21 protein-coding genes and 1 tRNA gene are annotated in these 21796 nt (G+C 67.8%); 18 read left to right on the top strand and 4 right to left on the bottom strand.

The annotated features are described in order from the left end of the window. Positions 1-83: 83 nt before the first annotated feature. Positions 84-254 (top strand): hypothetical protein, encoded by a 171-nt coding sequence (locus ACK8CO_RS05280; RefSeq protein ID WP_168161844.1) that lies wholly within the window; start codon positions 84-86, stop codon positions 252-254. Beyond that, positions 251-1228 carry a tyrosine-type recombinase/integrase gene (locus ACK8CO_RS05275; RefSeq protein WP_075787880.1) on the top strand — a complete coding sequence of 326 codons (978 nt, stop codon included), beginning with the start codon at positions 251-253 and terminating at the stop codon, positions 1226-1228. The genes ACK8CO_RS05280 and ACK8CO_RS05275 overlap by 4 nt, the downstream gene beginning before the upstream one ends. Before the next feature lie 70 nt (positions 1229-1298). On the opposite strand, the gene ACK8CO_RS05270 is transcribed toward ACK8CO_RS05275, so the two are convergent. Next, positions 1299-1372, bottom strand: a tRNA-Cys gene (locus ACK8CO_RS05270). A gap of 984 nt (positions 1373-2356) precedes the next feature. Here ACK8CO_RS05270 and ACK8CO_RS05265 point away from each other — a divergent pair. From ACK8CO_RS05265 to ACK8CO_RS05235, 7 genes are all read left to right on the top strand, one after another. After that, positions 2357-2803, top strand: coding sequence for a MarR family winged helix-turn-helix transcriptional regulator (locus ACK8CO_RS05265; RefSeq protein WP_414898410.1), 447 nt, complete (start codon positions 2357-2359; stop codon positions 2801-2803). A 75-nt stretch (positions 2804-2878) separates the two neighbouring features. Continuing rightward, the gene (locus tag ACK8CO_RS05260) at positions 2879-3547 is read left to right on the top strand and encodes a phosphatidylserine decarboxylase (RefSeq protein ID WP_080615468.1); all 669 of its coding nucleotides are present in this window, start codon (positions 2879-2881) and stop codon (positions 3545-3547) included. Positions 3548-3565: 18 nt separating this feature from the next. Continuing rightward, positions 3566-4318 carry a CDP-alcohol phosphatidyltransferase family protein gene (locus ACK8CO_RS05255; protein WP_080615469.1) on the top strand — a complete coding sequence of 251 codons (753 nt, stop codon included), beginning with the start codon at positions 3566-3568 and terminating at the stop codon, positions 4316-4318. A gap of 500 nt (positions 4319-4818) precedes the next feature. Continuing rightward, positions 4819-4977, top strand: a complete 159-nt coding sequence (gene hemP, locus ACK8CO_RS05250; RefSeq protein WP_080617943.1) for a hemin uptake protein HemP — start codon at positions 4819-4821, stop codon at positions 4975-4977. Positions 4978-5340: 363 nt separating this feature from the next. After that, positions 5341-6453 carry an alpha/beta fold hydrolase gene (locus tag ACK8CO_RS05245; protein ID WP_414898409.1) on the top strand — a complete coding sequence of 371 codons (1113 nt, stop codon included), beginning with the start codon at positions 5341-5343 and terminating at the stop codon, positions 6451-6453. After that, entirely contained in the window at positions 6453-8852 is a 2400-nt protein-coding gene (locus ACK8CO_RS05240) for a plasma-membrane proton-efflux P-type ATPase (protein ID WP_414898408.1), read from the top strand. The genes ACK8CO_RS05245 and ACK8CO_RS05240 overlap by 1 nt, the downstream gene beginning before the upstream one ends. Before the next feature lie 471 nt (positions 8853-9323). After that, entirely contained in the window at positions 9324-11501 is a 2178-nt protein-coding gene (locus tag ACK8CO_RS05235) for a malate synthase G (RefSeq protein WP_414898407.1), read from the top strand. 425 nt (positions 11502-11926) lie between these two features. On the opposite strand, the gene ACK8CO_RS05230 is transcribed toward ACK8CO_RS05235, so the two are convergent. The 3 genes from ACK8CO_RS05230 to ACK8CO_RS05220 all read right to left on the bottom strand — a co-directional run bounded on the left by ACK8CO_RS05230 (position 11927) and on the right by ACK8CO_RS05220 (position 17538). Beyond that, a complete protein-coding gene (locus ACK8CO_RS05230) occupies positions 11927-13054 on the bottom strand; it encodes an aminotransferase class V-fold PLP-dependent enzyme (RefSeq protein ID WP_414898406.1) in 1128 nt (375 codons plus the stop codon). 571 nt (positions 13055-13625) lie between these two features. After that, positions 13626-15026, bottom strand: a complete 1401-nt coding sequence (locus ACK8CO_RS05225) for an ATP-binding protein (protein ID WP_414898405.1) — start codon at positions 15024-15026, stop codon at positions 13626-13628. Between the two features lie 1306 nt (positions 15027-16332). Continuing rightward, positions 16333-17538 carry a lytic murein transglycosylase gene (locus ACK8CO_RS05220; protein ID WP_414898404.1) on the bottom strand — a complete coding sequence of 402 codons (1206 nt, stop codon included), beginning with the start codon at positions 17536-17538 and terminating at the stop codon, positions 16333-16335. Between the two features lie 250 nt (positions 17539-17788). On the opposite strand from ACK8CO_RS05220, the gene ACK8CO_RS05215 reads away from it, so the two are divergent. The 9 genes from ACK8CO_RS05215 (at position 17789) to ACK8CO_RS05175 (ending at position 21743) form a co-directional block, all read left to right on the top strand. Further along, a complete protein-coding gene (locus ACK8CO_RS05215) occupies positions 17789-18259 on the top strand; it encodes a hypothetical protein (RefSeq protein ID WP_414898403.1) in 471 nt (156 codons plus the stop codon). After that, a complete protein-coding gene (locus ACK8CO_RS05210; protein WP_231119227.1) occupies positions 18207-18410 on the top strand; it encodes a hypothetical protein in 204 nt (67 codons plus the stop codon). Before ACK8CO_RS05215 ends, ACK8CO_RS05210 begins: the two co-directional genes overlap by 53 nt. A gap of 186 nt (positions 18411-18596) precedes the next feature. Continuing rightward, positions 18597-18788, top strand: coding sequence for a hypothetical protein (locus ACK8CO_RS05205; RefSeq protein WP_414898402.1), 192 nt, complete (start codon positions 18597-18599; stop codon positions 18786-18788). 63 nt (positions 18789-18851) lie between these two features. Then, entirely contained in the window at positions 18852-19217 is a 366-nt protein-coding gene (locus ACK8CO_RS05200; RefSeq protein ID WP_414898401.1) for an ATP-binding cassette domain-containing protein, read from the top strand. Beyond that, on the top strand, positions 19117-20079 hold the full coding sequence (locus ACK8CO_RS05195; RefSeq protein WP_414898400.1) for an ABC transporter ATP-binding protein: 963 nt from the start codon (positions 19117-19119) through the stop codon (positions 20077-20079). The genes ACK8CO_RS05200 and ACK8CO_RS05195 overlap by 101 nt, the downstream gene beginning before the upstream one ends. Continuing rightward, positions 20000-20908, top strand: a complete 909-nt coding sequence (locus tag ACK8CO_RS05190; protein WP_414898399.1) for an ABC transporter permease — start codon at positions 20000-20002, stop codon at positions 20906-20908. The genes ACK8CO_RS05195 and ACK8CO_RS05190 overlap by 80 nt, the downstream gene beginning before the upstream one ends. A 40-nt stretch (positions 20909-20948) precedes the next feature. Beyond that, positions 20949-21353, top strand: a complete 405-nt coding sequence (locus ACK8CO_RS05185; protein WP_414898398.1) for an ABC transporter permease — start codon at positions 20949-20951, stop codon at positions 21351-21353. Beyond that, a complete protein-coding gene (locus tag ACK8CO_RS05180; protein WP_414898397.1) occupies positions 21350-21496 on the top strand; it encodes a hypothetical protein in 147 nt (48 codons plus the stop codon). The genes ACK8CO_RS05185 and ACK8CO_RS05180 overlap by 4 nt, the downstream gene beginning before the upstream one ends. 70 nt (positions 21497-21566) lie before the next feature. Continuing rightward, positions 21567-21743 carry a hypothetical protein gene (locus ACK8CO_RS05175; protein ID WP_155773945.1) on the top strand — a complete coding sequence of 59 codons (177 nt, stop codon included), beginning with the start codon at positions 21567-21569 and terminating at the stop codon, positions 21741-21743. Positions 21744-21796: the final 53 nt, after the last annotated feature.

The raw sequence follows: 21796 nt of genomic DNA, 5'->3' as shown, positions 1-21796 counted from the left end.
CTGCCAGCGCAGCGCGGATACTGCGACATTTGCCGTTTCGGGGCCGTCGCGGCGGGAAAACTCGCGAGCGAGGAGGGCGCGCCATGAACAAGCATCTTCGCACCGACGACCGCGTGCGTCGCCTCGTCTCTGCCGTTGAGGCATGCGGGAAAACTGTGCAGCGTGTCATTGTGAGGGGCAGGGAGGTCGAGCTGATCCTGCTTCGCGACCAGGACGAGATCGACGAATTCGAAGCGATGGATCTGAGACGATGAAGCGTGACTTGCCGAAGCATGTCTATCGAAAGGGAACGGCGATCTACTGGCAGCGCCGGGGCGAGCCGACCGTCCGGATGGAGAACCAGGAACTGACCCCGGCGTTCTGGGCGGAATATGCGCTTCGGCTCAAGGGGCCTGTCCGCGCACCGTCCAAGCGGACCTTCAACGGGCTGATCGACAGCTACCGCCGATCCGAGCGCTACACCTCTCTGGCGCCCCGAACCCGCAAGGATTACGAGCGCGTGCTCTCCGTGATCGAGGCGAAATGGGGCGCTCTCGATCCGGTCAAGGCGCAGCGCAAGCACTTCATTGCCTTGCGCGATGCCAACGCTGACGCGGCCCGATTCGCAAACTACGTGGTTCAGGTGTCCCGTGTCCTGATGGAGCATGCCATCGACATTGGCATGGTGTCCGAGAACCCGGCCAAGGGCATCAAGCAGGTGAAAGGCGAGACGATAGATCGTCGACCGTGGCCCGCCGATCTGGTCAAGGCGTATCGAGACGCTGCGGAAGGGCGCGCGCTACTCGTCTTTGAACTCTGCCTCGGAACCGGGCAGCGGATCGGCGATGTGCTGAAAATGCGCTGGAGCGATCTTGAGAATGGCGGGATCAATGTCCGGCAGAACAAGACCGGCAAGACCCTGTGGGTGCCGTTTACGAAGACATTGCGGGCCACGCTCGACGCGGCCGACCGCCGCAGCGTCTTCATCCTGACCAACGAACGCGCAACTGGCCCGTGGTCGTACAGGGGCGCCGCGCAGGCGGTCAGGAAGGTGAGGGAGGAGATTGGCGCGGAAGCCTACGACATTCATGCCCTGCGCCACACCGCGGCTTCGGAACTCTGCACCTTGGGGCTGACGGATGAGGAAATCGCATCCGTCACCGGCCAATCCATGGCGATGGTTGCGCATTACACTGCCCATGTGAGGCAGAAGGTCCGTGCGCTCAAAGCCCAAGAACGCAGGCTGTAGAACGGAACGGGACCAGAACGTGAATGTTGAGAGCGGTGTTGAGAGAGTGCGGGGCGGAACCGCTAAGTAGTGGAGGCGAGTAGGAGAATCGAACTCCTGTACACGGATTTGCAATCCGCTGCGTAACCACTCCGCCAACTCGCCAGATCAGCGGCCTAGCCTCTAGCATTCGCAAACACGCAGCACAAGTACAAGATGCGCGTTTGGGTGAGGTCCGTCCTGCTGCGCGCCTTGTCGGCATATATCCAGGACAGATCCGTAGATCCGGCGCGGCCGCTCTGAGGGATTTTCGTCCCGGTCTCAGGTTTCGCAGCTTGCAGGAGGCACGACTGCGGGCCGATCGGAGAGGGCGGCCGGTTCCAAGGCCCTGACGCGTCAGGGCCGGGGGTAAAATGGTCGAGGACAGAAACGCGGCCGGAGCATGGGGGCCAGCAGGCTCCTTGCCCTGGGGGGAGCCTCCCGATCATACGGATTTTGCGCCCATGTGGTTCTTTCGGTGCCGGACGGCATGAGACGGCATGCTCGCGCCGATAGCGGAAGACCGGCTGGCGACTGTTCGTCCTGAGAGATCGCTGCGACATCGGCCGGCGGCACGGCCTTTGCCGCCCATGCCGCTGGCAGCGCGCCCGGCCTCGTTTTCCGTCGAACGAAGAGCGGACCGGTCCGGGCTTTCGCGCCCTGTCCTGGCGTTTTGAACCAGACCCTCGCAAAGGTGGCCGGATCGGCGATGATCGGGCGGGGGGGGCGTTCTGCCGGACAACGGAAATCCGGGTCGCGGCGCCGGAGGCCCCGGATCGCGAGGGCGACCGGCGATCTGTCATCCCAGCAAGGCTTCGGTCTGGAATGGCTGAAAGCCCGGTGGGCGGCGCTGTCCTGCCAGTCCTGATGGTGTTTCCGGGCGCGTTCACGCGGTTCGGGATGCGCTGGCCTGCCGAGGGTCGGGCGCGCGGCCGGTAGACTACGGCCCTGCCGACCGGAGAGACGTCTCTGGAGAGGTCCGTATCCGGAGACCCCGGGGCCGGCCCCGTTTCAGGCGCGCGCTGGCCCATGGATATCGGCCCGCCGGGTCGGTTTACTTGCCCCGCCGGATCCTGCATTTTCGCCGCATGCCCGTTGCGAGACGATAAGATGATCTCCGATCCCGCCCCCGATTTCGATCTTGGCGAGTTCCTGCCCTATCTGCTCAACCAGGCCGCCCAGGAGACCAGTGCCGGCTTTCATGCGATCTACCGGGCCGAATACGGGATGCTGCGGACCGAATGGCGGGTCATGGTGCATCTGGGGCGCCATGGCGAGATGTCGGCCTCCGAGATCGGGCGGTTGTCGATGACCCACAAGGCCAAGATCTCGCGTGCGGTACGGGCGCTTGAAGAAAAGCGCTTTCTGCAGCGCTGCCCCGATTCCGACGACCGGCGCTCGGAGATCCTGTCGCTGACGCCCGAGGGGCATGCGGCGCTGGCGCGACTGTCGGCGCGGGCGCGCGCCTATGGGGCGGACATCGAAGCGCGCTTCACCGATGAAGAGCGCGCATTGCTGAAGTCCTTCCTGCGGCGGCTCGCGGCCGAGACGGCCTGACCTGCGCCGATCTGCGGTTTGCATCGTCCGCGCAAAGGACTATTCACGAGAAAACCACTCAACCAGGCGGGGCCCATGTCCGTTTCGATGCTCTCCACCGTCGTCAAGCCGATGCATCCCGAGGGGCGCCGTTTCGTCGCCATCGCTGCGGGCCTGACGGTTCTGTTCTTCCTGATCTGGGCGCCTCTGGGCTGGATCGGGCTCGGCCTGACGGTCTGGGTCTATTATTTCTTCCGCGATCCCGAACGGGTGACGCCGGCCCGGCCGGGGCTGATGGTCTCGCCCGCCGACGGCATCGTGTCGCTTCTGGAACCCGCCGTGCCGCCGGCCGAGCTGGGCCTGGGCGAGGCGCCGATGACCCGGATCTCGGTCTTCATGTCGGTCTTCAATTGCCATGTGAACCGGCTGCCCGCGGCGGGCCGGGTGACCGGAATCGCCTACCGCCCCGGCAAGTTCCTCAATGCCTCGCTCGACAAGGCCTCGGAAGACAACGAGCGCAACGGGCTGGCGGTCGAGCTGGCCGACGGGCGCCGTTATGGCGTGGTGCAGATCGCCGGGCTGGTCGCGCGGCGCATCCTGTGCTGGACCGCCGAGGGCCAGAGCCTCGCCACCGGCGAGCGTTTCGGGCTGATCCGGTTCGGATCGCGGCTCGATATCTATCTTCCCGAAGGGGTCGAGCCGCTGGTCTCGATCGGCCAGACCATGGTGGCGGGCGAGACCGTCATCGCCGATCTCGGCGCCTGACCCGACGGAGGGCTGACGATGAAGAAGTTCATCCGCCGCGATCCGCAACACCGCGACCAGGTGCCGTTCCTGCAGCTTCTGCCCAATCTGGTGACGCTGTCGGGGATGTGCCTCGGGCTGACCTCGATCCGTTTCGCGATGGATGGGCGCTATGACGGGGCGGCGCTGCTTTTGCTGCTGGCGGCCTTGATGGACGGGCTCGACGGGTTGCTGGCGCGGCGGCTGAATGCGACCTCGAATTTCGGGGCCGAACTCGATTCGCTGTCGGATTTCCTGTGTTTCGGCGTCGCGCCGGGGCTTCTGATCTATCGGTTCTTCCTCGAGCCCTCGAACAATTTCGGCTGGATCTTCGTGCTGGTCTTTGCCGCGGCCTGCTGTCTGCGGTTGGCGCGCTTCAACGTGATGCGTGACGAGAACGAGGCCGAGACCAGCCACCATTTCCTCGGCGTGCCCGCGCCTGCGGGGGCGATGCTGGGCCTGCTGCCGCTGTTCGTCTCGCTGGCGGGCATCGTCGATCTGCGGCCGGTGCCGCATCTGGTGGCGTTCTGGCTGGGCTTCGTCGGCGTTCTGATGATCTCGCGGCTGCGGACTTTCTCGCCCAAGGCGATGCGCATTCCGCGCGCGCTGGTGGGGCTGATGATGTTTGCCACCGTGGTCGCGGTGGGGCTGATGTTCACCCGGATCTGGCTGCTTCTGACCGCGCTCGACCTCATCTATCTGGCCCTGCTCGTGCATGCCGCGCTGCAGGCCCGGCGTCCGGACGCCGGCTGATACGACTCAGAAGTCAGGCCCCGCGCGCAGGCGGGGTCTGATCCCGGGGAACTGATCCCGGGCACAGGCGCTTTGCCGCCGGGCCTGCGCGTTTTCCTCGACATGACGCAAGATCCGTCCGGGCGCGGCCGATCGGCCATGCGCATTGCCCTCTTTCCTCCGCCCCTGAAAGTTGATAGAAATGCTCAGGTACGCGGCGCGGTCCGCCGTGCCGATATAACACTCACTTGTCAGGCCCCAGCTCGTTGCCCGGTCCCCTGCCTCTCAAGACAGTACCACGCGATGAGTCTGCCTCTGTCCAGATACCAGCCCGTTCCGGCCCGTGATGGCCGGAGCCGGGGCGATGCCTGCCGGATCCCGGGACGGTCCTGCAGCCGTTCCCGGACGCGGCGGGGCCGGGGCAGGGGCCTTGCTGCAGAAACCGCAACCTAATGGAGGGACAGGATGGAGCGACCGAGCATGTGCAGGACCGGGATGACGGCAGCCCGGAGGGTGCGGGCATGACCCTCCTCCAGACCATCCGCCACAGCAGTGACGAGACCACCCAGCACGATGCCCGCATCCTGACCGGCGGCGGGAATACTGCGGTGATCGTGCTCGACGGCGTCGCCTACACGCTTCGGATCACCCGTTCGGGCAAGCTGATCCTGACCAAATAGGCGGGGTGCGGCGGCCGGACCTGTCAGTCTGTCGGTCGCCGCGTCCGCCCGCTCCGGTCCACCCGGGCCGATGACGGCGTCGCAGCGGATCGTGACCGCGTGAGACACCGGCCTGCGATTCGGGCCTGCGATTCGGGCTTGCGTTACGCGCTAGCGTTCCGGGCGGGCAAGGCAATGCCGCGTCGCAGCATTGTCACTTTACATATTCGTAAGCCGGGCATAACGCTGGGGACATTCGGGCCCCCTATCCTGGGGACAAGATCCGTTCCGGAGCCGTCCCGAAGCCACCGATGCCCCGCCCCTCTGCAGGGGCCGACGCGGCCGCGGGACTGGCGCCGTCCAGTCCGCAGAAGGAGCCGCGTCATGGCCGATACCCCTCACGAAACCGAGCAATCCGTTCCCCTGTTCTGGCCGATGGCCGCGGTTCTGGGGTGGCAGGAGGCCGGCTATCAGGCGATGGCTGACGGGCTTCGCTTCGTGCAGGAAGCGGCCGAGATCTCGGCCCCGCCCGAGCCGTCCTGGGCCAGCCCGAACGAGGTTCTGCTCGATCTCGACACCATGCGGTTGCGCGATTTCGGCGGCAGCGGCAGCGGGCTTCCGGTGATCATTGACGCGCCCTATGCGGGCCATTCCGCCACCATCGCCGATTTCGCCCCCGGGCAAAGCCTGGTGGCCACGCTTCTGGCGGCCGGGCTCGGCCGGGTGCTGGTCACCGACTGGAAATCGGCCGGCCCCGAGATGCGCGACTTCGACATCGACAAGTATTTGGCCGAGATCAACGTCGCCATCGACGAGGTCGGCGGGCGCGCGATTCTGGTCGGGCTGTGTCAGGGCGGCTGGATGTCGGCGATGGTCGCCGCCCGCTTTCCCTCCAAGGTCGCGGCGCTGGTGCTGGCGGGGTCGCCCATCGACACCGATGCGGGCGACGGGCCGATCCGCCGGATGGCGCATGAGACGCCGCTTTCGGCCTATCGGGACATGGTGGCCTCCCATCACGGCCGGATGTCGGGCAGCCTGATGCTGACCGGCTGGAAGAACATGCATGCGGAAAAGCAGTATCTGGGCAAGTTCCTCGATCTTTACGCCCATATCGAGGACCGCAACTATATCGAGCGGACCGAGACCTTCGAGCGCTGGTACGAAAACCCGCTGGATCTGCCGGGCCGCTATTACCTTCAGGCCATCGACCTGCTGTTCAAGCAGAACCTCTTTGCCAGGGGTGAATTCATGGGCCTCGGGCGGCGGCTGTCTCTGAAGGATGTGACCTGTCCGGCATACCTTCTCGCGGGTGAAGGCGACGATATCACCACCCGGGAACAGGTCTTCGCCGCCGAGGATCTCCTGGGCACGCCGAAGGCGCAGATCCGCAAGCTGCTCGCCAAGGGCGGGCATATCGGGCTGTTCATGGGCCGGCACACATTGGCGGATGTCTGGCCCGGCATCGCGGAGTGGATCGCGGAACAGGGAGGAAAGTGATGGACGGACAGGACCAGCCAGAGAGGGAGAAGCTGCCCCCCACCGACCCGCAAAAGGGGCTGAGCACCGCCGAGGCACAGGCCCGGCTCGGTCGCTTCGGCCCGAATACCCTGGCCGAGGAACACCGGAGCCTGTTCAAGCGGGTCTTCGGGTATTTCTGGGGGCCGATCCCCTGGCTGATCGAGATCGCGGCGATCCTGTCGCTGGTCCTGTCGGACTGGGCCGATTTCGGCGTGATCCTTGCCATGCTGCTGGTCAATGCGGGCGTCGGCTTCTTCGAGGAGAACAAGGCCGATTCGGCCATTGCCCTGCTCAAGCAGAAGCTTGCCCCCGCCGCCCGGGTGCTGCGCGACGGCCGCTGGCAGGAGATCGCCGCGACAGAGCTGGTGCCGGGCGATCTGGTAAGGCTCGAGATCGGCAATATCGTCCCGGCCGACCTGCGCCTGACCGAGGGGCAGTATCTCTCGGCCGACGAGGCGGCGCTGACGGGGGAGTCGCTGCCGGTCGACAAGGCGGTAGGCGACACCGCCTATTCGGGGTCGATCGTGCGGCTGGGCGAGATGGTGGGTGAGGTCACCGCCACCGGCATGAAGACCTATTTCGGCCGCACTGCGGCGCTGGTGCAGGGGCCCGGGCGCAAGTCCCATTTCCAGCAGGCGGTGATGCGGATCGGGAATTTCCTGATCGTCAGCGCGCTGGTGTTGGTCTCGATCATCCTGATCGTGTCGATCTGGCGCGACAATCCGCTGTGGCAGACCGTGCAATTCGCCCTGATCCTGACGGTTGCCGCCATTCCGGTGGCGCTGCCGACGGTGCTGTCGGTGACCATGGCGGTGGGCGCCGAGCGGCTGGCGCGGATGAAGGCCATCGTCTCGCGGCTGGTTTCCATCGAGGAGATGGCGGGCGTCGATGTGCTCTGTTCCGACAAGACCGGCACGCTGACCCTGAACCAGCTGACGGTTGAAACCCCGCGCCCCGCAGTGGGCGCGAGCCGGGACGATCTGCTGCTGGCCGCGGCGCTTGCCTGCAATGCCAATGCGCCCGATGCCATCGACCAGGCGGTGCTGGCCGCCGCCGACGGGATCGAGGCGCGGCGCGATTACAAGCTCGGGACCTTCACGCCCTTCGATCCGGTCTCGAAACGGACGCTGGCCGAGGCCCGGCGCGGCGACGAGACCTGGCGCTTTGCCAAGGGCGCGCCGCAGGTGATCCTCGATCTTGCGGGGCTCGAGGGGGCGGCGCGGACCGCGCTCGAGGCCGAGGTCGATGCCCTGGCGGCCCAGGGGTTCCGCGCCATCGGTGCGGCCCGGGCCCAAGGCGAGGGCGCCTGGCAGTTCCTCGGGCTGATCCCGATCTTCGACCCGCCCCGGCCCGATGCCGCCGAGACCATCGCGAAGGCCGGCGAGATGGGCGTCACCGTCAAGATGATCACCGGCGATCACGAGGCCATCGCCCGCCAGATCGCGGGGCAGCTCGGGCTCGGGCAGGCGATGTACCCGGCGGGCCAGCTTCTGGAGGGCGACCCGGCCGAGGTCGAGGCGCGCGTGCGCGCGGCCGACGGTTTTGCCCGCGTTCTGCCCGAACACAAGTTCCGCATCGTCGAGGTGCTGCAGCAGGGTGGCAGCATCGTCGCGATGACCGGCGACGGGGTGAATGACGCCCCCGCGCTGAAGCGCGCCGATGCAGGGATCGCTGTCAGCGGTGCGACCGATGCCGCGCGCGCCGCGGCCGATCTGGTCCTGACCGGAACGGGCCTGTCGATCATCACCGAGGCCATCGCCGAGGCCCGCCGCATCTTCGAGCGGATGACAAGCTACGCCACCTTCCGCATCGCCGAGACCATCCGGGTGCTGCTGTTCATGGTGCTGGCGATCCTGGCCTATGATGTCTACCCGGTCACCGCGATCATGATCGTGCTTCTGGCGGTGCTGAACGACTTCCCGATCATGATGATCGCCTTCGACAATGTTGCGGTCTCGCCCAAACCCGTGCGCTGGGACATGCGCCGCGTCATCACCGTCGCCTCGACGCTGGGCGTGATGGGGGTGGTCGAGACCTTCCTGCTGTTCTGGTATGTCGACAGCATCCTGCACCTGCCGCGCGAGACGATCCAGACGCTGATCTTCCTGAAACTGCTCGTGTCCGGCCACATGACGCTTTACGTCACCCGCAACCAGAACTGGTTCTGGACTCGGCCATGGCCCGACTGGAAGCTTTTCGCGACCACCGAGGTGACCCAGGTCATCGGCACGCTGATCGCCGTCTATGGCCTGCTCGTCACGCCCATCGGCTGGACCGCGGCACTTCTGGTCTGGGCCTATTGCCTGGCCTGGCTGCCGATCGAGGGCGCCATCGCCATGAGCGTGCGGCGGCTTTACGCGACCCGCTTGCGGGGCTGAGCCTGTCGGAGGGCACGCTTCGGAAGACGCATGGCCCCCCCCTCGCTTCGGTTATTGCCGGGGCAGGGGCCGGTGCCGTCCGCAGGACATGCGGAGGCGAGGCGGTTCGTTCCGGTCCCGGCTCTCCAGGGCCCGCGGGCCAATGAAGAGGTCCGGGCGACATGATCGGGAAGGGGACGCTTCGGTATCGTGGCTGCCCCGGGGGACTGGCAGACGGTCCCTGTGCCAAGGCCAGCGAATGGCGACGCCGCAGGACAGCCCCGGCTTCGGGATGGCATGTCCTGGCGAAGACCGATGCCGCGACCGGCGGAGACGACGCCCGGCAGGTGAACGGGAACCGATCGCGGCTGGCCCCGATGCTTCAGCATAACGCAGACCCGGCGGGCCGGACAGGTCGGCGCGAGAGGACTTGTCAAACCGGCCCGGAATTGGTCTGAGCTTTGATGGGACAAACAGGAAGGGAGACGGGCCGTGACGGAACGACGTGCAGGCGCGGGATATGTGGCGAAGGCCGGGCTCGAGGTTGCGGCAGATCTGGCGGCCTTTGTCGAAGAGGCGGCGCTGCCCGGGACCGGGATCTCGCCCGACAGGTTCTGGACCGGCTTCGCGGAGCTCCTGCACGATCTGACGCCGAAGAACCGCGCGCTTCTGGAAACGCGCGAGAAGCTGCAGCTTCAGATCGATGCCTGGCATCAGGCCCGCCGCGGCGCGCCGCACGATCACGAGGCCTACAAGGCGTTTCTGGAAGAGATCGGCTATCTGCGGCCCGAGGGCGGGGATTTCGAGATCGAGACCGAGGGGCTCGACCCCGAGATCGCCTCGGTGCCGGGGCCGCAGCTGGTGGTGCCGATCACCAATGCCCGCTATGCGCTGAACGCGGCCAATGCGCGCTGGGGCAGCCTCTATGACGCGCTGTACGGCACCGATGCGATGGGCGGGCCGGCCCCTGCGGGCGGTTACGACCGCGGCCGCGGCGCCCGCGTGGTGGCCCGGGCCCGGGTGTTTCTGGACGAGGCCTTCCCGGTCGCGGGCAGCAGCCATGCCGATGCCCGGCGCTATCACGTCCAGGGCGGCGCCCTGCTGATCGACGATCACCCGCTTGAGGATCCGTCGAAATTCGTCGGCTATCGCGGCCATCCGCGGGCGCCGGACGCGGTTCTGCTTAAGAACAACAACCTGCATGTCGAGCTGGTCTTCGACCGGACCCATCCGGTGGGGGCGCGCGATCAGGCCGGGCTGGCCGATATCCGGCTGGAAAGTGCTGTTTCGGCGATCATGGATTGCGAGGATTCGGTGGCCTGCGTCGATGCCGCCGACAAGATCGTCGCCTATCGCAACTGGCTCGGGCTGATGCGGGGCGACCTGACCACCGATTTCGTCAAGGGCGGCGCGCGGCTGACCCGGGCGCTGTCGCCCGATCTCGACTTTGTCGCCCCCGACGGCACGCCTAGCGCGCTCAAGGGGCGGGCGCTGATGCTGGTGCGCAATGTCGGCCATCTGATGACCAATCCGGCGATCCGCGACGGTGCGGGCCAGGAGGTCTTCGAGGGGCTGATGGACGCGGCCATCACCACGCTGATCGCCATGCATGACCTGACGAAGACCGGGGGCGCGCGGAACTCGGTCGCGGGCTCGATCTACGTGGTCAAGCCCAAGATGCACGGCCCCGACGAGGTCGCCTTCGCCGACGAGACCTTCACCCGGGTCGAAGCGATGCTGGGCCTGCCACGCTATACCGTCAAGCTCGGCATCATGGACGAGGAGCGCCGCACCTCGGTCAATCTAAAGGAATGCATCCGCGCGGCGAAGCACCGGGTGGCCTTCATCAATACGGGCTTCCTCGACCGCACCGGCGACGAGATCCATACCTCGATGGAGGCCGGGCCCTTCAGCCGCAAGGAATTCATCAAGCGCAAGTCCTGGATCACCGCCTACGAGAACCTCAATGTGGATATCGGGCTCGAATGCGGCCTGTCCGGCAAGGCCCAAATCGGCAAGGGCATGTGGGCGATGCCCGACAGGATGGCGGCGATGCTGTCCTCGAAGATCGAGCATCCCAGGGCCGGTGCCACCTGTGCCTGGGTGCCGTCGCCCACGGCCGCGACGCTGCATGCGCTGCATTATCACCAGGTCGATGTCTTCGCGGTGCAGGCGGGCCTGAAGGCGGGCGGACGGCGCGCCCATGTCGACGGCATTCTCGAGATTCCGCTCGCGGCCTTCCGCAAATGGACCCGGGCGCAGATCCTGCGCGAGGTCGAGAACAACGCGCAGGGCATCCTCGGCTATGTGGTGCGCTGGATCGACCAGGGCGTGGGCTGCTCCAAGGTGCCCGACATCAACGATATCGGCCTGATGGAGGATCGCGCCACCTGCCGGATCTCGGCCCAGCATATCGCCAACTGGCTGCATCATGGCGTGGTTACCGAAGACGAGGTTGCCGACGTGATGCGCCGCATGGCCGAGGTGGTCGACCGGCAGAATGCGGAGGATCCGGCCTATCTGCCGATGGCGCCGGAGTTCGGGGGCGTGGCCTTCCGCGCGGCCTGCGATCTGGTCTTCGAGGGCCGCAGGCAGCCTTCGGGCTATACCGAGCCGGTGCTGCATGCCCGGCGGCTGGAGCGCAAGGCCGAGATTGCTGCGGAAGGCTGAGGCAGATCCGCGACGCCGCGCCCGGTCGGGCGCGGCAGTTCATCCCCCTAGCGCCTCTTGAAACCCGCACGCACGGCGCGGATGCGCCCGGGCCCGTTGCTGCGGGGCAGAAGATTTCCTGAAAGCCAGACGGCACGTCGCACGTCCCGGGCAGGGCACCCCCGGTTGGCTATCCCACGGCTGACGCCGGGAGGCGCCGCGGCGCCTCCCTGAACTCGTTACGAACGGGCATTGCTTGTGATGGCCCAGAAGTAACGGCCCAATGTTATGGAATGATTGCCGGTGCCGGAGCGACGCAGGGGCAAAGCGCAGGCCGTGCTGCGCTTTCTCGACCGGCTCTGCCTTGCCCGGGGAAGGGCGCGCTGTCACCGGGCAAGGCAGAGCCGGGCGGGGAGGCCGGCCACGGGCCCCCGCCCGAGCCGGGGTCAGACCACCCGTTCGACGACCGCCTGCAGCCGGGCCAGCGTGGCATCGGTATCCACGAGCTTGTCGATCCCGAAGAGACCGATCCGGAAGGTGCGGAACTCGGCGCCCTCGCCGACCTGCAGCGGCGTGCCCGAAGCGATCTGCATGCCCTCGGCGCGGAACCGGGCGCCCGACTGGATCTCGGGGTCGTCGGTATAGCAGACCACGACGCCCGGCGCGGCAAAGCCCGGGGCGGCGACCGAGGCGAAGCCATGTGCGGCCAGCATCTCGCGGACCTTCCGGCCCAGCTCGGCCTGCGCTGCCTTGGCGGCCTCGAAGCCCATCTCGCGGGTCTCGGCCATGGCGTCGCGCAGCCCGATCAGCGCGTCGGTCGGCATGGTGGCATGATAGGCATGCCCGCCATCTTCATAGGCCTTCATGATCGCGCGCCATTTCTTCAGGTCCATGGCGAAGGAATTCGAGGCGGTCTCGGCCAGCCGCTCGGCTGCGCGGGGCGACAGCATCACCATCCCGGCCGAGGGCGAGGCCGACCAGCCCTTCTGCGGCGCCGAGATCAGCACGTCGACGCCGGTTGCCTGCATGTCGACCCAGATGCAGCCCGAGGCGATGCAGTCGAGCACCATCAGCGCGCCGACCTCATGCGCAGCCGCCGCCATCGCGGCGATATAGTCGTCGGGCAGGATGATCCCTGCCGAGGTCTCGACATGGGGCGCGAAGACGACATCGGGACGGGTCTCGCGGATCTTCGCGACCACATCCTCGATCGGTGCGGGCGCGAACGGCGCCTTGGCCGCATTGCCGGCGGGACGCGCCATCAGCACCTCGGTTTCGCCGGCGAAGCCGCCCGCCTCGAAGATCTGTGTCCAGCGATAGGAGAACCAGCCGTTCCGGACGATCAGCGCGCGGCGCCCGGTGGCGAACTGGCGCGCGACGGATTCCATCGCGAAGGTGCCGCCGCCGGGCACCAGCGCGACCTCGGCCGCGCCATAGACCTCGCGCAGCATCTCCGAAATGTCGCGCATGGCGGTCTGGAACTTGGCCGACATGTGGTTCAGCGAGCGGTCGGTGAAAACGACGGAAAACTCGCTCAGACCGTCGGGATCGACATCGGGACGCAGGCCGGGCATCGGGCAGGACTCCTCTATGATTTCGGCTCTGACCTAGGCCCTTGACCGCCGGGATGCCAGAGAAAACCGGGTATGCACCGGGGAGGTATCGCTGCGCCCGCATCTGCCCGCACGCGCCGCCGATCCGGCTGGGCCGGGGCGAGATCCCGCCTCGGGCAGGTCCGGCACCCGAGGGGCCCCGCACGCCCACCGCCCGGCCGAGGGGGCTGTCGAGAAGCCCGATCCTGCTGCGCGAGCGCTTCCCCGCCTGACATCCATGCCCGGCTCGGCCCGGCCGCGTTGCCCGGGCCGAGCCCGCGCGCAAGCTGGTCCTGTCGTGGATTGCGCCGGACAGGGCGCGGCGGTTGCGTTCGGGCCCCGGCCGAGACCGTGCGCCCCCGCTTCCGGCGCCCGGGGCGCGAAGAGGGGCGGCAAGATCAGGATCCGGCTTCCGGCGCTCGGGTTCGGCCCGTCGCGATCCTGACAAGCCCTCCCGGGCCGGACCCTGGCGTGCTTTCCCGGACGCCCATTGCGGTGGATATCGGGCGGCGGATATCGGCTGGTACATGGTCCCCGGCGATCCGCCGGGGTGTCATCCGGCGGGTGCGGCTTCTGCCCGCGACGAGGTGTTCCATGTCAATGGCAGGATTGCCGAAAGCCGGGTGCCGCCGCCCCGCCGGCGCCCCAGTTCGAGCGTGCCGCCAAGCGCGCGCACGCGGTCGCGCATCGCCGTGAGCCCGCGCCCCTCGACCGTGCGGTCGGGAAGGCCCACCCCGTCATCCTCGACCGTGAGACACAGGGCCTTTGGCTGGCCCGGCAGGTCTTCTGGTCGCACTTCGACCCGCAGCCTGTCGGGCCTTCCGTGGCGCAGGGCGTTGGTCACGCCCTCCTGCACGAAGCTATAAGCGGTCAGATCGACGATCTCCTCGGTCTCGGGAAGGCGGTCGGGCAGCTCGATCGTCCAGTCGAGATTGCCATGGGTGCTGCGGAACCCGTCGAGCATGTCGCCGAGCGCCTCGAGCAGCGGCAACTGGCCCAGTGTCATCGGGCGTAGCGTGGTCAGCAGCCGGGTATTGGCGGTGTGGATCTGATCGACGATGGCCGACAGGGTGGCGGCCTCGCGCTGCAATGCCGTATCGCCGGCCCGTGCCGCGGCGCGCTGGATGGCGCCCGCCTTGACCTTCAGGTCGAACAGGCAGGGGCCGAACTCGTCCTGCAGTTCCATCGCGATGGTCCGGCGTTCGTGATCGCCGAGCTCGACGATCTTGCGCGCAAGTGCTGCGCGGTCGGCCTCGCTTGCCTCGAGGTTGTCGGCGAGGGCGTTGAACCCGTCCGCCAGGGGTCGGAAGTCCGGGGTCGGTACCTCCGGAAGCCGGGTGTGCAGCGCCCCGCCGCGCAGCGCGCCGAGCCCGTCGCGCAGCCTGTCGAGCGGGCCGAGCGCGCGCCGGATCAGAAGAACCAGCAAGACCCCTGTCAGGCCGAAGCCGAGCGCCAGCGCCCAGAGCAGCGCCGCTGCATCCTCCCAGACCTCGTCGATCTCGTCCTCTGGCGCCGTTGCGATCGAGACGGTGCCGTAATCGGTGCCATCGGCCAGCACCGACATCCGGGTCTCGCGGTTCGCGGGCATCACCAGATCGCGGAACCAGCCCGGCGCGCGGCGGCGGTGGGGGGCGGTCTCATGCGCCAGGCGGCTTTCGGCCCGTATCACCGGCAGGGCGCCGGTTCGCGCGTCGGTCAGCCCGATGCGCACATGGCGCGGCTCGATCAGGGTCTCGGAAAGCTCGGCCATCACCTGTTCGGGCGGGCGATTGCGCAGCGCCGCGCCCATCGCCGCGATCACCTGCGCCCGGGCGCCGGCTTCGGCCGCCGCCATCTCGACCTCGACCGCTTCGCGCGCATTGTGGAACAGCACCAGCGCCGCCAGCGCCAGTGCGGCCAGCTGCATCAGTCCCACACACAGAACGACCTGCCAGCTCAGGTGGAGGCGTGACATCATTCAATATCCTCCAGATTGTTTCGAGGATAGCCCGGCACGGCCTCCGGGTCGATTGCTCAAAAGTCGGAGCCAGACGGCCCAAAGACGCAGTGGCCGGGTCCTTTCGGCCGGAAATGGCCGAAATGGCGGGTCCGGCATGTCAGCGAGAGGGGGGAGGAGGCGAGAGGCAACGTAAGGGCCCGCGTGCCGGGACATCGGGCCTGCCTTCGGCGGACGGGGGCGCCGCCCGGCTCCGATGCCCCGGGGCTGGCGTCTTGCATGGCCGTGGCGACCTCTTTTCCGCCCTTGGCCAAGGAAGAGCGATTGCGCAGCTCTTATGTCCCTGTCGCGCCTCGATCTGCCGGTGCCCGATTCCGGGGGGCGGAGGGCCGGGGGGCCAGTTTCGGGTCGCCATGAGGCTGTTCTCCGCGCGTACCGGGCTCTGGGCGGTCCGGTCCCGCGCCGACAGAGGCGCCGAGCCAGGTCCTGTCATGGCCGCAATGGACCTTATGCACGCGAAGGACCGGCCGGTCCCTGTGGTGCTCCCGTGCCAGATGCCGGTTGTCCCTCGGGCGCTGCCCGCGCCCGTGCGGCGTGTCAGCGAGAGCGGCAGGGTGACCTCATCCCTCCCGACATCAAGAGGCTCGGGCGGTGGCCCATAGAGATGCCATCGCGTCACGGATACCCGCAGTGGCTGCCTCAACCGAGGCGCGGGCTGCGACTTTGTCCATGTCACGGTCGATGACGCGACCCGGCTGCTCTCTGTCGTGGTGCTGGCGGACGAGGTCAGGGCCACGACCACCGCATTCCTGCTACGTGCCCTGCGCCGGTTCCGGATCAAGGCATCAAAGGCGAACCTGTGATGAGCGACAACGGCAGAGCCCGGCACGCACACCGTTTCCGCAAGGCGTTGCATTGGCTGCATATCCGCCAAATCCAAAGGCCGCGCGGGTTCGCCGGGAAAACGATCCACCAGATCGTTTTCCCGGCCGGTTCACTCCAGACCCTTCTGCGCGAATGGGCCCATGGGCTTGCGCGCCCGTCTTCGGTGGCACGCAATGCCGGCCTGCCGCGCTGGCTTGACTGGTTCAATCGCTCAGGGCCGCATTCAGCGCTCAACGGCCCCGCCGCCGCTTGCGCTGGTGAACACCCTCATGAGGAAGCACCGCGCACTGGCCGTGCCGGTCGAGAGGCAGAAGGGAGCGAGCCCGCCGATGGGCAGGTCCGGGGAAAACGGAGCTTTGCGCTCGGCGACATGTCCCGCGCCGATGGCCAATGGGATCATCGGGCGCCGCAAGGGCCGCGCTTACCCTTCGGTGCCGCCTCAGCGCAGTCGGGCCAGCAGCGGGCGCGAGGCTTTGCCGGTAACTGTCAGCCGGTTCCGCGCCTCATAGCGCCGGATCGCCTCTTCGGTCTTCGGACCGATCACCCCGTCGGTTCCCTCGGTGTCGTAGCCCGCATCGGTCAGGCGGCGCTGCAGCTCCTTGCGGTCCTCCAGCGTCAGGCCGGCCGCATCCGGCGGGAAGGCCTTCGAAAGCGGCGGCCCGCCGGCCAGCCGGTCGGAGAGATGGCCGATGCCGATGCCGTAACTGACGGCGTTGTTGTAGCGCAGGATGACGTCGAAATTCGCGAAAAGGGCAAAGGCGGGGCCCTGCCGGCCGGCCGGGGCCAGGAGGGCAGTGGCGCCCGCGCGGGGCAGTGGCCGGCCGTCGCTGCGCGTCACACCCAGGGCCGACCAGGCGGCTGCGTCCTGTGGGCGCCCGCGCCCGGTCCGGGCCAGATCGAGCGTGTCGGGCAGGCGCACCTCCATCCCCCAGGGCTGGCCGGCGCGCCAGCCCGAGCGCTGCAGATAGGCCGCCGTCGAGGCCAGCGCGTCGGTCGGGTCGTCGGACCAGATGTCGCGCCGCCCGTCGCCGTCGAAATCGACCGCATAGGCCAGATAGGAGGTCGGGATGAACTGGGTATGGCCCATCGCGCCCGCCCAGCTGCCGGTCATCCGGGCGGGGGTGATGTCGCCCCGGTCGAGGATCTTCAGCGCCGCGATCAGCTGACCCTCGAAGAAGCTGCCGCGACGGCCGTCATAGGCCAGCGTCGCCAGCGCCGAGACCACCGGAATGTCGCCCCGGCGCGCGCCATAGCGGCTTTCCAGCCCCCAGATCGCGGTCACGACCGGCGCCGCGACACCGTAGCGCGCCTCGATCTCGGCAAGGCGCCGGGCATGGCGGGCCAGCATCGCCCGGCCGGTCGCGACCCGTTCGTCCGAGGCGGCGATGGCCAGGTAATCCTCGAGGCTGCGGGTGAATTCGGTCTGGTTGCGGTCCTTCTCGATCACTCCGGGAAGATAGTCCGCGCGGCCGAGCGCCCGGTCGAGCGTGGCGGGGGTGATACCCGCGGCCGCCGCGCGCGGCCGGAAGCTGCGGCGCCAGGCCTCGAAGCCGGGATTGGCGACAGGCCGCAGTGCCCCGCCGTTACAGGCCGAAAGCGCCGAGGCGGCGAGAGCCATGAGAAGCGGGCGTCTTGCGATGGTCATCGTCGGGGCCTTCCTTTCCGCGCGTTCCGTTCCGGGGTCTGGATAGCGGGGCCGGGGCGCCGCGCCTAGGGTCAGCCCTGTCCTTGCCGCGTTGCCGGGCGGGAGCCCGCCGAACGGCGCCCGGCGCGGCTTCGGCGGAAAGGCCGAGCCGGGGCAGATGGCATATGGCTGTCACATGAAGGGTGCAACGGCGTCGCGAATGGCCGCCGATCCTGCGGTCGGCTCCTTTCGATCTGTCAGGAGATACGAGATGACAATGACGCTGTCCTCCCTGTCCCGCCGTGCCGTGCTGGCAAGCGGTGCCGCCATGCTGGCCGCGCCCCTGATCGCGCGCCGGGCCCCGGCCTCGTCGGGCGAGGTCAAGGTCTTCGCCTGGGGCGACTATTTCCGGACCGGCGAGATCCTCGAGGCCTTCACCGGGGCGACCGGCATCAAGGTCAATCTCTCGACCTATGGCTCGAACGAGGAAGCGACCGCGAAGCTGCGCAGCGCGGGCGGCAGGGGCTTCGACATCCTGTTCCCCTCGGTCGACAGCCGGCCCGATTACGACGACGGCAACCTGCTGGACGAGATCGACGGGTCCAAGCTGAAGGTCGAGCGGGTCCAGTCCGCGCTCTGGTGCTCGTCGCTGCAACTGGGGGGTAGCGCATCGCGGCAGGCGCTATCTGGTGCCTTTCGACGGGGGCACCGAGGGCATCACCTGGGATGCCAGCCTGCATGACATCGCCCCGGGCGCGCTGTCCTATGGCCATCTCTGGGCCGGGGGGCTCGACCGTCAGGTCGCGCTGCGACAGAAATCGGTGCTGACCAGCCTTCCTATCTGTCTCGACGCCATCGGTGAGGTGCGCTCGAACCGGGCGATGGACATCTAAGCCTCGGAAGCGGAAAACACGCCGTGTCTTCGATGCCTGCATCGCCTTCGTGAAAAGCACCGCGGCAATATCGGCGCGTTCTGGAGCAATGCCACCGAAGCCACCGCCGCCATTCCCTCGGGCGCTGAAAATGTCGACCAGGTCTATGAATCCCTCAATTCCCTGCTGACGCCCGGGATCGGCGGCATGTTCTCGAATGCCACCGGTTGCAGTTCGGCCGCCCTGGGCGCGGCCGAGCACATCACCGAGGCCAGGAAGGAGGCCCTCACCTTCGCCTATCGGGGCGATGCCATCAACAATCTCTGGTGGTGGCCGATGTTCACGCCCTGGATCTCGCCGCTGCGCGAGGAATATACCGAAAAGCTCACCAACGTCTGACCGGCCGGCCTGACGCGCGGGGGGCTCCGGCCGCCCGCGCCCGCCCTTTTCCGGACCTGCCCCATGACCTCACCCTCCCGCGGAATATATGTCGCGCTTGTCGGTGCGGTGGTGCGCTTCGGCAGCTTCCAGGCCGTCCATCCCGCCGATCTGGCCATCGAGGCGGGCGCCTTCTTCCCGATCCTCGGGCCTTCGGGCTGCAGCAAGATCACGATCCTGCGCCTGCTGTCGGGCTTTATCGAGCCGTCCGGGGGCGAGGTGCGGATCGGTGGACGACCGATGGCCGGGATCGGCCCGTCCGACCGCTCTGATCTTCCAGAACCTTGCCTTGTTTCCGCTGATGCCGGTCTGGGAGAACGTGGCCTTCGGGCTCGAGATGGGGGGCTGGAGCCGTCGCCGCCGTCACGACCGCGCCTTCGAGTTCCTTGACATGGTCGCGCTGGGCGGGCAGCGCCCGCGCGTCGCCATCGTCCGCGCGCTGGAGGTGGAGCCGGCGGTGCTGTTGCTGGACGAGCCGCCTTCCGCGCTCGATCTCAAGCTGCGTCAGCACATGCGGGCCGAGCTCAAGCAGCTCCAGGTCGCGACCGGCATCACCTTCGTCTACATCACCCATGATCAGGGCGAGGCGCTGACCATGTCGGACCGGGTGGCGGTGATGCGCCATGGCCGGATCGCGCAGGTCGGCAGTGCCGACGACATCTATGACCGTCCCGCCACCGCCTTCGTCGCCACCTTCGTCGACAAGATGAACCGTCTGTCCGGACGGATCGAAACCGTCGCCCGCGACCGCGCCCGGATCGCGACGGCGGGCGGCAGCTTCCTGGCGCAGAACCCGGGCGGGACGGCCCCGGGCGTCGAGACGGTGCTGTTCCTGCGGTCCGAACGCCTTCATCTGCTGGGTCCGGGCGAGGCTGCGGCCAATACCCTCGGCGGCCGTCTTGCGCGCCGCGACAAGGAGGGCGCCTTCTCGACCCTGGTCGTCGAGACCCCGGCCGGGGCCCTGACCGTGCAGCGGGTCAATTCGGGCGCCGGAGACCTGCCCGGGGGGCCGCTTCGTCTCGGCTTTTCCGAAGCGGCGGGGGTGATCATGCCCGGGGGCGGAACGGCCGATGACGCGGCTTGGGCGCAGCTTCGGCGCGCCGCTGGCCGTGTTGCTGGTGGTTCTGGCCGGGACCTGGATTCTCGGGCTGATCGCCGCGCCAAAGGCGATCATGATCAAGCGCTCGCTCTGGAATATGGAGCGCCCGGCGGGCGCGGCCGAGCTCTCGCTGGAGATCGACCAGCTTTATAACTGCCTCGATGTGCTGGCGCTGCGCCGCGCCGCAGCCGAAACCTCCGATGGCCCGCCCGACCGGGCCGGGCGGCTGGCCGCGAACGATGCCGAACGCGCCAGGCTTGCGGCCCGGATCGGCAGGCTGGAAGCGCAGGAAAGCACCCCGGTCCGGACCTGGACCCTGTCGGATCACGCGCAGATGGGGCGGGCGCATCTGTGGATCTTCGCCGGGACGATCCCTGCGGCGCTGGCCGTGACCGCCATCGCCTTCGCGGTCTGCTATCCCGTGGCCTTCGCCGTTGCCAGGCTCCAGCCGCCGCTGCGGGACGCGCTGATCATGCTGGCGCTGGTCATCCCCTATGCCATCAACGAGCTGCTCCGGGTCTTCGCCTGGCAGATGATCCTGAACCATGGCGGGCCGCTCAACGCGGTTCTGGGGCTTGCGGGCATCGGCCCGATACCCTTTCTTGAAAGCGGCACCGGCGTCTTCGTGGCGATGGTCTATGCCTATATCCTGTTCATGATCTTTCCGCTTTATAACGTGCTGGAAACGCTCGATACCAACCAGATCGAGGCCGCGTGCGACCTGGGCGCCGGGAGCTGGCAGATCCATCGCCGGATCGTGCTGCCCCATGCCCGGCCCGGCATCGCGGTCGGCGGCATCATGACCTTCATGCTGTCGGCCGGCTCCTATTCGGTGCCCTGTATCATAACCCGCGGGACCGCGGCGCCCTGTTTCGCGCAGCTCGTCTGCAACCGCTTCTTTTCTTCCAGGTCTCGGAATGGAACACGGGCGCGGCCCATGCGGTCAGCCTGCTGGCGGTCTGTACCGGCTTCGTCTTCCTAATGATGCGGCTTCTGAAGGTCCGGCTGCGGGATATCGCGAAATGACCCGGCAGGGCAGCGGCCTCGTTCTGCGGATCTATATGGGGGTCTTCTTCCTCTACATGTTCCTGCCGCTCCTGACGCCCGGCATGATCCTCGGGATCTCGACGGCGATCTTCCGGAACGAGCTGGGCGTCGCCGCCGGTCTGTTCACCGCGATCCTCGCCCAGACCAGCTTCATCGCCTCCTATGCCATGCTGATGTTCATGGCCCGGCTCCAGCGTCATGACATGGTGCTCGAGGCGGACGCGCGCGATCTCGGCGCGACGCCGTTCCAGGCCTTCCGCCGGATCACCCTGCCATTCCTGAAGCCCAAGATCCTGACCGCCACCATCATCACTTCCTGCGGAGCTTCGAGAATTACACCACCACCATCTTCTCGATCGGCGGCCAGCACCCGCTGGTGACCGAGATCGGCGCGCGGATGCGCTTCGGGCTGTCGCCCGCGATCAATGCGCCGGGCATCCTCTTCGTCCTGGCCACCATCGCCTTCGCGTTGGGCTGGGGCGCGCTGAAAGAGCGCGAGCGCCGCGCGGCGGACAGGCTCTGAGCCCCCCTTGCCTCTGCCCGGGGTTCCGGTCCATCTCTGGTCCCCGACATCAGGGCCGGGAGAAGCAGGCATGAAACCAGTGGCCAGCCGCGAGGCGATCGACGGGGTGCAGCAGATGCACCGGGCGCTGCACATGGCGCTGGATGCGCTTGAGAACCGCAACGAGCCCGCGCAGGCCGCCGAGATCCTGCGCCAGATCGACGTCGCCATGGTCGACTGGATCGAGGCCGCGCGCTTCATGCGCTGAGCTTGGTCTGGCCGTCACCCGGCTCTTCCTCTGGACTTTGGCCCCGATTGGCG

The organism is Rhodovulum sp. HP10, from assembly GCF_047553435.1.
GTDB lineage: Bacteria > Pseudomonadota > Alphaproteobacteria > Rhodobacterales > Rhodobacteraceae > Rhodovulum.
Note: the sequence above shows the minus strand (reverse complement) of the source record. Positions and strands in the feature narration are given on the sequence as shown.